Source organism: Bacteroides sp. D55t1_190419_B8 (assembly GCF_015558905.1).
Classification (GTDB): Bacteria; Bacteroidota; Bacteroidia; order Bacteroidales; family Bacteroidaceae; genus Bacteroides; species Bacteroides vicugnae.
This window is the reverse complement of the sequence record NZ_JADMOU010000002.1, coordinates 258816-272976: the sequence shown is the minus strand read 5'-3', so window position 1 is coordinate 272976 and position 14161 is coordinate 258816. Positions and strand designations below refer to the sequence as shown.

The window sequence follows — 14161 nt, the reverse complement described above, 5'->3', positions numbered from 1 at the left end:
AATATGAAAAAAGTAATAAACATATTCCTATTCGTCCTCTGCTTCACCGTTATCAGTTGCCATGATGACGACACCATCTCTCCATCTCTAACTATCATTCAAACAGATCTTAATCTGAAAGCGATCGGTGGAGAAGCAAGTATACAAATACAGGCTACCGGGGAAGTAAAAGCTACATCAGACGTAGAATGGTGTCAGGTCACAGAAGTGACTACAGAAACCGTTAAGCTTTCTGTACAGGAAAACAGAGACTATCCGGGCCGTTCTGCCCAGATCATCATCACAAACGGTAGCCAGACCAAACAGGCTACTCTCATCCAGGAAGGTGCCATACTCACTTATAATAAAGCCGAGCAAATACAAAGCACCAATAATCAGGCAGCAGTATTACCTATCAAATTGTCGAGTTCGTTTCCTATACAGGTCACCATCCCTGAAAAGAATAAGAGCTGGTTATCATTCACCCATTCAACGGATGGCAGTGGCGGAAGCTTCATTGTCAGCGCCAATAATACAGGGAAAGCACGAGGCAGTGATGTGACTATAACATCAGGAGAACGCACGTTAACTTATCAGGTATTACAATATGGTGCCGAAAATTTCGTTGGTAGTTGGAAAGGAACATACGTTAACCAAGGAAGTCAATACAGCTTACCTGATATCTCAATTTCAGCTGCAGATGAAAATGGAATATACACTATTTCCGGCCTCTATAAGACCAGTGTTTATGATTATAAAGTACAGGCTACCTATCAGAATAATATGTTTGTGATAACCGGACAGGAAGTAGGTGTTTATGTTTCATCTATTGTACCAATGAACGTATATTTCTGCATTGTGGATAATATAGGATTCCCTTTATGGACAGCCGACAACAGTATCGGACTTATTCCTGTCTTCTTATCCGATGGTTCCTTTGTACTTGCATTCGCTGATAACGGAGGCGTAGCAGGTGAAGTAGTAAGCAAAATATCATTTGCCGGTTTCCTCGGAAACCCCAGTCTCGACACTTTCCAGGGTCATTTGAGACTTATGAGTAACTGTTTCTTCTTCTGACCGGAAGAAGCATTTAAAATAAACGACTAATATTAATCTTTTAATAATTTACAGTATGACAACGAAGTATGTAAACTTTTTCTTTAGTGCTTTACTAGCGCTTTGTGTCATCACAAGTTGTGGTGATAAAGATGACGATGCACCCGCAATGACAGTATCTTCCAATTCTGTCACAATCTTAGCTGCCGGCGGAGAAGAGTCTATTGAAATTAACACGAACCAATCGGAATGGACTGCTACACGTCCTGAACTGGATAGCTGGTGTACTCTAAAGATGAATGGTAATACATTAAAGATCAGTGCATCCACCAATGAAACAATCACATCGCGTTCAACATTGGTTACAGTGACCGCTGGTATTGGTACTAATGCCAAAATACAAGAAATTAAAGTAACACAAAAAGCAGCAGATCCATCTCTCGAAATCACAGGCACACCAGTAGCTCTGGATGCAGCAGGAACTGCCGTTGAATTGACTGTCACTACCAATACCGGTTCCTGGAACGCTAGCCGCCCTGCCGCCGATACTTGGTGTCTCTTGTCACAAGAGGGAAATAAACTGACTGTTTCAGCAGAAGCTTACACAGTCAATGCAGAACGTAAGACTACTATTACGATTAGTTATGGAGAAGATGCTACTCTCACTCCAAAGACATTTGAAGTCACACAACAAGGAGCAGCTCCTATATATGCTATTGAAATACCGACAGACTTTGAGACTGGAGATGTTCAGAAAGCGATGTATCAAAATGTAAAAGTAGCAGAGATTTGTTGGGAGTATATCAAGACAGGCTCTACTGACAAACGAATGGTTGTCATTTATCCGGTAGCAGAAGACGGTAAAACGAATTTAGCCAAAGGACTTGCCGTTGAAGATGGTGGAAGCATTGTCTGGGATGTAGAAACCAACACATGTACCTATACTGCCGGAACAGCGTCTACAATATCTAAAGTCTATCTGGCTGATGGTAATTTCTCTACAACTACAACAGCAGCCTCTCCTATTAAAACCACGGTTGAGGCAGATTTGTTAATAGATACTCGTCCTAACGACACTAAATTCAGTTACAAAATAGTTAAGATCGGTACACAATATTGGATGGCTGAAAATCTAAAAGCACAAAGTTATTTGAACGGAACCGAGATTCCGCGTGTAACAGATGGAAAAGAATGGGATGCAAATACAACAGGAGCATATCGGTTACCATTCGCTGACACACAAACCTTCCTCATTCACGGAGCCTACTATCATGGATATACAATGTATAACGAAGCAGGTCTTGCACCGGAAGGATGGATTGTTCCATCTGATGACGAATGGAATAAGTTGAGAAAATATATAGGCACACCTTATGGCACGAAGCTGAAATCATCTTCCTCTTCTTATTGGAGTACCAATAAAGGGACAAACATTACCGGATTTAATGCATTATCCAGCGGGTATTACACCTCGGCCACCGGAGATTCAGGAAGTGGCACTGACATTTATTTCTGGAGTACAACAAAAACAAGAGATCTGCTGGCAAGACAAGATGTTCCACATTACTATCGTCTGGCCAATGCCAGTACAGGGATGCCAACTGATACTCATACTTTTAATTTTGGTCATTGTATCCGCTGCGTTAGAAAATAATCAAGAATAAAGCGAGCGAGCTTTTCCTGCTAAATTCTCTCTAACAAATAAAGTTTAGCATTTATTGTTCATGAAAAGAGTTGCTTCCTTAATTTAAAGGAAACAACTCTTTTCTTTCTTATCCAGATTCTCACTCAAGATAGATTTTTCTTTCTTCAAAGTTTCCATAAGGAAAATATTCCTATATCTTTGTAACTACATATTTTTAAAAGACAACATTATGGCGAAAAAGAAAGAAAAGAAAGAGAAAAAGGCCGGCAAAAGAATGAGTAAGAAAGAGCTGGCAGCATTATTGATAGACTTTTTCCATGCCAAACCGAACGAGACCTTGAGTATGAAATATATTTTCTCGGAATTGCGTCTCACCACCCATCCGCAGAAAATGCTATGCGTTGATATACTACATGACCTTTTGGATGACGATTATATTTCCGAAATAGAAAAAGGGAAGTTCCGTCTCAATAACCATGGAACAGAGATGGTGGGTACTTTCCAACGGAAGAGCAATGGCAAAAACTCATTTATCCCCGAAGGAGGAGGTGAACCGATATTTGTGGCCGAACGTAACTCGGCACATGCCATGAACAATGACAAAGTAAAGATCACCTTCTATGCCAAACGCAAGAACAAAGATGCCGAGGGCGAAGTAATAGAAATACTGGAACGTGCCAACGATACTTTCGTCGGAACGCTGGAAGTAGCTAAATCCTATGCATTCCTGGTGACGGAAAACCGTACACTTGCCAATGACATCTTTATTCCGAAAGACAAGCTGAAAGGCGGAAAGACCGGCGATAAAGCCATCGTGAAAGTAACCGAATGGCCGGATAAAGCAAAGAATCCTATCGGACAAGTAATAGACATATTAGGCCAAGCCGGTGATAACACTACGGAAATGCACGCCATTCTTGCAGAATTCGGCTTGCCGTACGTATATCCTAAAGCTGTGGAAACAGCCGCAGACAAGATACCTGCCGAGATTTCAGCAGAAGAAATTGCCAAACGCGAAGATTTCCGCAAGACCACCACTTTCACCATCGACCCGAAAGACGCCAAAGACTTTGACGACGCACTTTCTATCCGCAAACTGAAAGACGGATTATGGGAAGTAGGTGTGCACATCGCCGACGTGACACATTACGTAAAAGAAGGAGGAATCATCGACAAAGAAGCAGAGAAGCGGGCAACCTCCGTTTATCTGGTAGACCGTACCATCCCGATGCTTCCCGAACGGTTGTGTAACTTCATCTGTTCACTCCGTCCGAATGAAGAAAAACTTGCCTTCTCCGTCATCTTTGATATTACTGAAAAGGGAGAAGTCAGAGACTCGCGCATCGTGCACACAGTCATCAATTCCGACCGCCGTTTCACTTACGAAGAGGCGCAGCAGATTATTGAAACCAAAGAAGGAGACTACAAAGAAGAAGTACTCACACTAGATACCATTGCCAAAGCACTTCGTGAAAAACGCTTCGCGGCAGGAGCCATCAACTTCGACCGCTACGAGGTGAAATTTGAAATTGACGAGAAAGGAAAACCAATCAGCGTATATTTCAAAGAATCAAAAGACGCCAATAAACTGGTAGAAGAATTCATGTTGCTTGCCAACAGAACAGTGGCAGAATTCGTCGGTAAAGTTCCTAAAAATAAAAAGCCCAAAGTGCTTCCTTACCGTATCCACGATCTTCCCGATCCGGAGAAACTGGAGAATCTGTCACAATTCATCGCCCGCTTCGGCTACAAAGTACGCACAAGCGGAACGAAGACGGATATTTCAAAATCCATCAACCACCTGCTGGACGACATACACGGAAAGAAAGAAGAGAACCTGATTGAAACCGTATCTATCCGTGCCATGCAAAAAGCCCGTTATTCGACTCACAACATCGGTCACTACGGACTGGCATTCGAATATTACACCCACTTTACTTCACCCATCCGCCGTTTCCCGGACATGATGGTACACCGTCTGGTAACGAAGTATATGGACGGAGGACGCAGTGTATCCGAAGCTAAATACGAAGACCTCTGCGACCACAGTTCAAACATGGAACAAATTGCAGCCAACGCTGAACGCGCTTCCATCAAATACAAACAAGTGGAATTCATGAGCGAACGTCTGGGACAGATTTATGACGGCGTTATCTCCGGCGTCACCGAATGGGGGCTCTACGTAGAACTGAACGAGAACAAATGCGAAGGTCTGGTTCCTGTCCGTGATCTGGACGACGATTATTACGAATTCGATGAAAAGAACTATTGTCTTCGCGGACGTCGCAAAAATAAGATCTATAGTCTGGGAGACGCTATCACCGTTCGCGTAGCCCGCGCTAATCTGGAAAAGAAACAGCTGGATTTTGAACTAATAGAAAAATAAGTTTGACCCTATAAAGAAGTAAAGCTGAAAAGCCGAATTCATTCCATCAGGTAAAACTGAAAAGAATTGAAGGGTGTATCCAATGTCAGAAAGACCTATAATTCTGTCATTAGATACACCCTTTATTCAAAACACAAAGCGAGCCAACTTCCCATAACATACCAACAGACTCCGTTACCAACTACACAAACCAACAAAGACAACGAGAAAAAAGTCTGCATAGATTTGTGTAATCAATCGTAAGTCTGTACTTTAGCATCTCATTTTAATTATTCTTACTATTATAATCTATGAAAACTGTCATTATCGAAGACAAACAACGAATCGAGTCCATTATCCTCCATTGCGATGCCTGCTTTGTAGGTATCACAGATTTAGAAGGTAATCCCTACGTAGTTCCGATGAACTTCGGTTATGAGAATGGCATCCTATACCTTCATTCGGGTCCCGAAGGCAGCAAGTTGGAGATGTTGGAACATAATAATAATGTCTGCATCACTTTCAGCGTCGGTCATAAACTCGTATATCAGCACGAGAAAGTAGCGTGCAGTTACAGTATGCGTTCCGAAAGCGCCATGTGCCGTGGCAAAGTGACATTCATAGAAGATATGGATGAAAAACGCCGGGTATTGGATATTATCATGCGTCATTACACAGATAGCGAGTTCAACTATTCCGAACCTGCCGTGCGCAATGTCAAAGTATGGCAAGTGCCCATCGAGCAGATGACAGGAAAAGTCTTCGGTTTGCGAGCCAACGAAAAGTCATGAAACGGTTTCCGGCTCTCTGCCTGTTGACCATCTTCCTTCTGTTACCCGCCCTTTCCATTTTCGCACAATCAGAAAAGCAGGTAAACAGCCACTCTTTTACCTATCAATACCTCACCACCAAGGAAGGATTAAGCAACCAGCGCGTATTCTCCATCCTCGAAGATAAGAAAGGCTTCATCTGGATTTCTACGCGTTCAGGGGTGGACTGCTTCAACGGAAGAACCGTAAAAAATTACAGCCTTTTCGGCGAAGACATCATCGTTGACGGAGCCGGACGTATGATCTACCTCACGAAAGACTCACACGAGACACTCCGGGCATATACAAGTGCCGGTAAAGTATTCAAATATGATCCCATCTCCGATGCCTTCACGCTGGAGATTGACGTAGCGAAACTAACGGAAAGCGGAATCTTTCTCAACAATCTTTTCATCGATTCGTCCGACCGTTTCTGGTTCGGATTGAAAAACGGTTTGTTCTGCTACGACAGCACCAACCGGCACATGGAGAATATACTAGAAAAGAAATGTATCAACACCCTCTATTTCTCGCCATCCGACGAAACTCTGTATATTGCCACTACCGAAGGATTGTACGAACGCAACCAGCAAAATGGAACAGTTACCGCCCTATTGCCCGAATGTTATATCCAGTCCGTCTTCTACGATTCCACGACCCATTTGCTCTGGATAGGAACTTTCAACTCCGGGATAAAAGTGCAGGACACCCGCACCGGAGACTTCCTGTCGAACGAATCACTGAACCAGCTGCCACACCTCCCCTACCGTTCCATCATCCCTTACGACCCACAAACATTATTACTGGGAGTAGACGGAGCAGGTGTCTATGCAGCCACCCGTGATGCCGGACACTCCTGGTCTTTCCTCAATGCGAATCTGGAAGAAGAAGGGGAACTGAAAGGAAACGGCATTTATGCCCTCTGCAAAGACAGTTCTTCCAATCTATGGATCGGCAGTTATACAGGAGGTGTAGCCTATGCCAATCCGAAGAAATATCTCTTCGAACTTACCCAACATGAATACAAAAACCCGCAATCACTGATAAACAACCACGTCAACGCTATCCTCGAAGATCATGAAGGCGACTTATGGTATGCCACCAACCAGGGAATCAGTGTACACCTGCTAAAGTCCGGTACCTGGAAACACTTCCTGAAAGAAAACGTATTCCTGACTCTCTGTAACGATGAAAACGGAAATGTATGGACCGGAGGTTACGGCACAGGCATCTACTGCCTCAACAAACATACAGGTATCCGCCAACATCTCACCACCGAACATCCGGGCACATTAACAACGAACTATATTTACTCAATCGTAGAAGACAACAACAAGGACTTATGGTTTGGCGGCATGTATGGCAACCTCATCCGATATACCCCGCCTCAAGCAGGGAAAGCGGAAAAGTTCACCTCGTACGGCATTACACTCATAAATTCGATAACCACAGTCGGCAAAGACACGATAGCCCTTGCCACGGCCAACGGATTCTACCTATTGAACAAACAAACCGGCAATTTCAAGCAATATTTCACCTTCCCCTCCAATGCCGACACCCGGAGCAACAGCTTCATCTACTCCATGTACTTCCCCACTCCCGACAAAGTGTGGTTCGGTACAGACGGAGGCGGCATCAACTTATTAGACCTGAAAACAGGTAAAGCCGTCACCTATTCCACAGCAGACGGCCTTCCTTCCAACTATATATACAGCATCCTTCCCGACAACGAAGGACACCTATGGCTTAGCACAGACAAAGGACTGGCTTACATCACCACCTCCCCCTCTCCCACAATAACCAACATTGGCTTCCTCGACGGACTGGCAAATGAATTTAACTTCATGTCCTACACCCGTCTAAAAAATGGGGACTTCATCTATGGAAGTACCAACGGCGCAGTGTGCTTCAACCCGGAAAACTTTACCCGTCATCTTTACGAAGCCCCCTTGTTGTTCACTTCCTTCGAAGTCCCGCAAAAGTCACGTGAAAAGACCGAAGAGAAAAAGATTCAATTCAACCGGATGCTGAACGAAGGAAAAACGATCGAGTTGAAATACAACGAGAATTCTTTTCTCATTTCATTTATCTCCGTCTCTTACCAGTATCAACAAGACATCCACTACAGCTACCAACTGGAGGGTTTCGAACAAAACTGGAGTGCTCCTACCAACGAATTAAGCATCCGTTATACCAATATTCCTCCGGGCAATTATACGTTCCGCGTAAAAAGCATGAGCAAAAACGGCGGACAACAACTAGACGAGCAAACCATCCGCATACACATTGCGCAGCCTTACTGGAACACAGCAATCGCCTGGCTGATATACATCATCCTACTGGCAGGTATCACCTATTTCATCTGGCGTTTCTTTGCCAACAAGATGGAGAAGAAGCACTTCTCCGAAAAGATACAGTTCTTTATCAACACCGCCCATGACATCCGCACTCCGGTGACGCTTATCATGGCTCCGCTTAGCGACCTAAGCAAGGAGGACGGACTGTCCGGAGAAGGGAAACGATACCTCCAGATAGCCCGGAAAAACACAGAAAAGCTATACAACTTAATCACGCAACTACTCGACTTCCAGAAGATAGACACAACACATCTCACACTTCAGGTTGCAGAGTATGATTTGAAATCATACTTGCAGGAAAAAGTGCTTAACTTCCAGTCCCTTTGTGAAAGCAAACAAATCCGGATGGAATTATCAGTGCCCGAAGCCCCCGTCTCACTTTGGATGGATAAAGACAAAGCAGACAAAATATTCGATAACCTGTTATCGAATGCAGTGAAATACACCCCTGCCGGCGGAACTATTTCAATCACAATAGAGCAGAATGATAAAAAGATAACCGTAGAAGTCAAAGACAGCGGTATCGGTATTCCGCGTAAAGCACAACGGTATATCTTCTCCAATTTCTACCGTGCCGAAAATGCCGTCAACTCCAAAGAAACCGGAAGCGGCATCGGATTACTGCTGACCCGTCGCCTGATGAAACTACATAAAGGAAACATCTCCTTTACCAGCAACGAAGGCGAAGGTTCCACCTTCCTGCTCACTTTCCGAAAAGGGAACCGCCATCTGGCACGCTACATCCTGTCGGGGAAAACATCTCCTCTATCTACCTTCCTAACGGATATATCCACAGAAGACAATAGCAGCGAACTATCACCGGAGGTAAATACAGACCGGAAAACAGGAGCCGTTCAGCATACAGACCGATACGATGAAAACGAGCCGAACCAGACAGCCCATACTGCCAAAGAACGAATTTTGATTGTAGAGGACAACGACGATCTGCGTTTCTACCTCAAAAAGACATTTTCTTCCATCTACACCGTCATCGACAAACCCGACGGAGAATCGGCACTGGAATATCTGCAAGGGGCATCAGTAGACTTGATTATCTCCGACGTCATGATGCCGGGCATTCAAGGGGACGAATTGTGTCGCCAGCTCAAATCGGACTTCACCACCTCGCATATCCCCGTCATCCTATTGACAGCCAAAACGGAGAAAGACGCCATCCTCGAAGGATTGGAAAGCGGAGCGGACGATTATCTCACCAAACCTTTTGATACGGAGATCCTGAAGACTAAAATAAAAGGAGTATTACAGAACCGCAAGATTATGCGGCAGTATTTTCTTTCTCATTCGCTCAATTCCATTCCTGCTACGGGGCAAAGCGAAAAGAAAGAGGATACCGAATGTGCCAACCTCCTATCTCCCATGGACAAAGAGTTTTTGGAACGTTGCACAAAGCTCGTTACAGAAAATCTGGCCAACCCGGATTTCACCATCAACCAGCTCTCCCGTGAGCTGGCATTAAGCCGTACTATATTCTACGAAAAACTGAAAGCCCTGACAGGGCAAGCGCCTAACGAATTTATCAAACTCATGCGCATGACAGAAGCTGCCAATCTATTAAAACAGCAGATTCCGGTGCAGGAAGTCGCTCTTTTGGTTGGTTTCACAGATTCCAAATACTTTAGTACAGCATTCAAGAAGCATTACGGAGTGTCTCCAAGCAAGTTTCTTTAAGGTTCCCCATCATTCATTAAAGTTCCCTGAATAATATCAAGTTGTCGATTTTTATCCAAATACGTCCTTATTTGATAGAAAGAAAAGAAAGATCGAGAAAACAAAAAAGCCGGGCAGTTTTTACTCCTGCCCGGCTGATGAAAGTATTATTTATTAAAGCTTTACGATGTCCCCATTGGCATCAAACTTATATTCGCGACCAGTAGGTTGAGCTACTTCCCAAGCTGCATTCATGGCTGCAATCTGATCTGCTGTAGGGGTGTTGCTGGTGAAAGAACCACTGTTGGTCATTGGTCCCCCAAAACAACCTTTCAGTCCACTGGCTTCTTTCCAATAACAACCAGTAGTTCCTGCTGCTGCGAAACCGATGATTGCACCAGGATAAGAACCAGTGATAGTCGTAGTAGAGCTCCAACAAGCAATTACAACATCATTAAATCCTGAAATTCCTCCTACATACGATTTACCACTAATGCTTGCAGCTGTGTTCTTACAACCTATTGCACTATTAGATACACCAAAAACTTGATCATTCCCCTGCAAACGACCACTATTGGAACAAGCGATACACGGCTTCGCATTTGCCCCGGCTATCCCACCTAACTTTCCTTCTACAGTAGTCAAATTTCCAGAATTACTGCAATGCATAATATCACCTCTTGCCAAACCTATTATACTACCTGCAACAGATAAAGAAGTAGCTGATGTTGCATCCATCGTTCCGGAGAAGTTGAGATTTTTAATTTCAGAGTCTCTTCCACTTAATCCGAATATCCCAAAATGGCTCTCTAATACATCCGCAATCAGCTTTCCGCCCACTGTGAAATTACCACCATCAAAATGACCATTAAACTCGAAACCATTTCCTCCAATCGGAGTCCATGCCTCTGTATTAGTAGCTCCCAAATCAATGTCAGCAATCATCTTATAAAACTTGGAGCCCCATTTACTATTTTCTTTTTTTACACGGGTAGCCAATAGCGCCAATTGTTTTTTGGTTTTAATTGTATAAGCCTTTTCCCAACTCGACCCATCAATACCGGGTGTACCTTCATTCTCAAATGTCGGTCCCGAGGTTACGTTTATCACGCAAGTAGCCTTTATACTGCTGTCGGCAACAGAAGTAGCGGTTATCGTAGCTGTACCTGCGGTTTTGCCTTCCACTTCGCCTGTATTTGCATTTACTGTAGCTACAGCCGTATTGCTACTGCTCCATGTCACATTCTTATTGCTGGCATTGGTAGGATTAAAAGTAGGAGCGAGCGTTACTTTTTCGCCTTCACTCACCGTTTGATCCGTAAGGGATATACTGATTAAATCTATTTCCGAACTGTATTCTATGATACGTGTCGCTGCATGTTCCTGTCCGTTAGTGTCAATTACCGTCACTTTCAGCAACGCAAATTCACCATCGGTAATACCAGCGGGGAATTGGAATGCAACAGTTCCGTTAGCATCAATCGTTCCGTCAGTTTTGAAAGTAGGTTCAGTCAATGTTACGCTCCAGGCAGTAGTAGCAACACGGGTAGCAGCAGGTTTCACAAAGTCGATGCCTGTGCCACAATTATTCGTGATTTCAGCCTTGATAGCTGTGTAGCTGCCTTTCTTTATATTCAAAGCCAAAGTTAGATTTTTATTGGCTTTAGCGATAAAGGTAGTGAAACTGTCGAAGATCTTCATTTCGCTTGCCATCGGCAGGGTGAATGTTGCACCGTCTTCACCTGCAAGAGTAAAGGTTACCGTGCCTTTGGTTTTGTCTACCGTTACACCGTCTGCGGCAAATACGGCATCGCCTTGTGCACCGTCTGCTCCGGCAGCACCTGCTGAACCTGTTGCGCCCTTGTCGCCTTTATCACCTGTTGCCTGTACTTTCTTTCCATCGTCGTTCAACATCCATTCGCCGTTTACTTTCCAATAAACTTTGCCGTCGGTGTCTGTAGCTACGCTCAATACAGGGGAAGTTCCGGCTACTCCTGCGCTTCCGTCCGCCCCTTTATCGCCAGTGGTGCGAATCTTGTTGTTGTTGGCGTCGAGCATCCAAGTGGCGTCAGCGGTACCAATCTTTACCGTCCAGTAGTATTCTCCTTCGAATTTGTCTACTCCGATCACAGGAGTTACACCGTCCGCTCCTTTGTCTCCATCCTTGCCGTTGTTAATAGTGATGGTTTCGCTCTTGGAGAAAGTGATAGTGTAACCATCGGATGTGAGTGAAACTCCTGTCACGTAGTCGTTCGCTTCCAACGCGGTGACCAATACTTGCAAAGCGCTGATTTGAGAGTTGACGGTGGTGCACCATGTTTCCAACTTTTCCACTCTCGACTGAAGATCGCTAATGTCGTTCTTGATAGCGGTGTCGTCATAGTCTTTTGAACAACCGAATACTGCCATTACCATAACTAGTAGTAAGGCGTAATGTCTGAATTTCTTCATTGTTTTGTTGCTTTAGTTAATAATTTGAGAATGTCCCGTTACTTCGTAGGTAACGGAAAAACCTTTGTTTACGCCTGTTGAAAGGTAAATGATACATGGAAAATAAAAAATAGTAATTAAACTCTCCGCCCCTGCCTTTCAGGAGAATAGTAGGGGGAGAATATCTTTTGCAAATTTTAGATGTCGATGAAGCTCTAATGCAAAGAAGTGATATGTTTTGCTCGTGTTATTTCCCTTTTAGAACTATTTGTTAGAAATAATGTTTGTTTCTGTTTGCGTATTTTAATAAATATGCATACTTTTGCTGCATATTCAGAGTCCCGTTACCTACGAAGTAACATCCTATTTGTCAAGCAATTGCTATCCCTATCGACTGCTCTACGAAATCAATAATCCTCCTGTTCGCATCATCTATTTTCTTACTGTGGAATGGCTTCAGGTAGGTTTCTGTTACCGTGATGGACGAATGTCCCATCGCTTCGGAGATCACTCCCGGATGGATTTCGCAATAATAAGCAGTCGTAGCCCATGTATGGCGGGCAGCATAAGAACTTAGCCTGCCTTTGATTCCCAACAGTTCACCCAATAAAGCCAACTGGTGATTGAATCCCCGCAATGCCAACTGATATTCCCGGTATGCTCCTTCCGTTCCCTCGCCACTCCGCAGGATGGGAAACAGATAGGGAGAAGCGACATCCCGATTCATATACCGCTGCAACAGAAACATTGCTTCCGTTGTCAGTGTGACGGACAATGTACGACCTGTCTTCCTGCGTCGATACGTGATAACATTCTCCTTCAAATCGTTCTTGCGTAGATAAGCCAGATCGACGAACGGCAATCCGCGGAGCAGGAACATCAGGATAAACCAATCCTGTGCGGTGCGCATGGCAGTAGTGGCAGCCGATTGTGTCGCCAAACGGGTGAACACTTTCTTCATGTCCTCATTATCCAATGCCCGCTGACGATCCGCCCTCGTACCCGTGTAAACCGAACGGAATAAATGAGGCACATACGTCGCTTTCCGCTGGCTGACCGCACGATTATAGACCGCCCGCAAGGTGCGCAGATAAGTAGACACTGTGTTCCAACTGCATCCACGTTCCCGCAGACTGTTCTCAAAACGCTTCAACCATTCGGGCGTCAGTTGCCGGAACGGCATCTTGTCCGAACCCAGAAAGGTGCGGATTGCATTCAAACTGCTTCGGTACACATGAGCAGTCCCTAAATTCCCCCTTCGCTGCAACTCGGCAGCGATTTCTTTCATAAATGAAATCAAATCTTCTTTCTTCATCAACTTTTTTAATAATTACTATGAACTGATTTAACAGCCGAATTTATTCGAAAAAAGCAAAGCTACAAATAAATTTTAGCACATACGATTTGCGTTATAAAGATTCAAAAAATAGAAAAATCGAACTATATATTTTAATATATATAGTTTATTATTTATATATTTATAATAATACCGGTAAGTGTTCAGGAGGGTCTTTTTTAGGTAGGTGTAAGCACCTGCCATATAGCGAGTTATCTGCATTCAAAAAGTGTTTCGCAATGCGTTCAGGAAAAAGACGCTTTTTTATCCCCCAAATGGAGGCTCTAAACCCATCCGTCAGAGCCTCTGTTTGATACATTCAGAGGCTTCATTTGCCTGAAACGGAACCTGCATTTTTGCTTTCTCTGGCTTTTCGGCCTCGTCCGGACATCGGAAAGGAGACGTTAACGTATCTGCATGGCAATTTAGAATGAAACACAACCAAACAAGTCGGATGGGTTAGGAGACTTCGGACGCATGGGGTATCTTTGATGAAAATTTCAAAAAACAACCAAT

Annotated in this window: 7 protein-coding genes; 5 read left to right on the top strand and 2 right to left on the bottom strand. The window is 44.1% G+C overall.

Annotation, left to right across the window (positions count from 1 at the left end):
• Positions 1–3 precede the first annotated feature (3 nt).
• The 5 genes from I2I13_RS03275 (at position 4) to I2I13_RS03255 (ending at position 9900) form a co-directional block, all read left to right on the top strand.
• The gene (locus I2I13_RS03275; RefSeq protein WP_195648759.1) at positions 4–1056 is read left to right on the top strand and encodes a BACON domain-containing protein; all 1053 of its coding nucleotides are present in this window, start codon (positions 4–6) and stop codon (positions 1054–1056) included.
• A gap of 55 nt (positions 1057–1111) precedes the next feature.
• Positions 1112–2689 carry an FISUMP domain-containing protein gene (locus I2I13_RS03270; RefSeq protein ID WP_195648758.1) on the top strand — a complete coding sequence of 526 codons (1578 nt, stop codon included), beginning with the start codon at positions 1112–1114 and terminating at the stop codon, positions 2687–2689.
• 220 nt (positions 2690–2909) lie between these two features.
• Positions 2910–5066, top strand: coding sequence for a ribonuclease R (rnr, locus tag I2I13_RS03265; RefSeq protein WP_009001209.1), 2157 nt, complete (start codon positions 2910–2912; stop codon positions 5064–5066).
• Between the two features lie 290 nt (positions 5067–5356).
• On the top strand, positions 5357–5836 hold the full coding sequence (locus I2I13_RS03260; RefSeq protein ID WP_195648757.1) for a pyridoxamine 5'-phosphate oxidase family protein: 480 nt from the start codon (positions 5357–5359) through the stop codon (positions 5834–5836).
• Complete coding sequence (locus tag I2I13_RS03255) at positions 5833–9900, top strand: two-component regulator propeller domain-containing protein (RefSeq protein ID WP_195648756.1); 4068 nt, start codon at positions 5833–5835, stop codon at positions 9898–9900. The genes I2I13_RS03260 and I2I13_RS03255 overlap by 4 nt, the downstream gene beginning before the upstream one ends.
• 153 nt (positions 9901–10053) lie before the next feature.
• On the opposite strand, the gene I2I13_RS03250 is transcribed toward I2I13_RS03255, so the two are convergent.
• Together I2I13_RS03250 and I2I13_RS03245 are read right to left on the bottom strand one after the other, a co-directional pair.
• Positions 10054–12330 carry a PL29 family lyase N-terminal domain-containing protein gene (locus tag I2I13_RS03250; protein ID WP_195648755.1) on the bottom strand — a complete coding sequence of 759 codons (2277 nt, stop codon included), beginning with the start codon at positions 12328–12330 and terminating at the stop codon, positions 10054–10056.
• Between the two features lie 349 nt (positions 12331–12679).
• A complete protein-coding gene (locus I2I13_RS03245) occupies positions 12680–13624 on the bottom strand; it encodes a site-specific integrase (protein ID WP_195648754.1) in 945 nt (314 codons plus the stop codon).
• Positions 13625–14161: the final 537 nt, after the last annotated feature.

What these genes read in the sequence shown, in the direction of transcription:
- I2I13_RS03275 (WP_195648759.1), top strand. Translation starts at nt 4, where the DNA reads ATGAAAAAAGTAATAAACATATTCCTATTCGTCCTCTGCTTCACCGTT.
- I2I13_RS03250 (WP_195648755.1), bottom strand. Translation starts at nt 12,330, where the DNA reads ATGAAGAAATTCAGACATTACGCCTTACTACTAGTTATGGTAATGGCA.
- I2I13_RS03245 (WP_195648754.1), bottom strand. Translation starts at nt 13,624, where the DNA reads ATGAAGAAAGAAGATTTGATTTCATTTATGAAAGAAATCGCTGCCGAG.
- rnr (WP_009001209.1), top strand. Translation starts at nt 2,910, where the DNA reads ATGGCGAAAAAGAAAGAAAAGAAAGAGAAAAAGGCCGGCAAAAGAATG.
- I2I13_RS03270 (WP_195648758.1), top strand. Translation starts at nt 1,112, where the DNA reads ATGACAACGAAGTATGTAAACTTTTTCTTTAGTGCTTTACTAGCGCTT.
- I2I13_RS03260 (WP_195648757.1), top strand. Translation starts at nt 5,357, where the DNA reads ATGAAAACTGTCATTATCGAAGACAAACAACGAATCGAGTCCATTATC.
- I2I13_RS03255 (WP_195648756.1), top strand. Translation starts at nt 5,833, where the DNA reads ATGAAACGGTTTCCGGCTCTCTGCCTGTTGACCATCTTCCTTCTGTTA.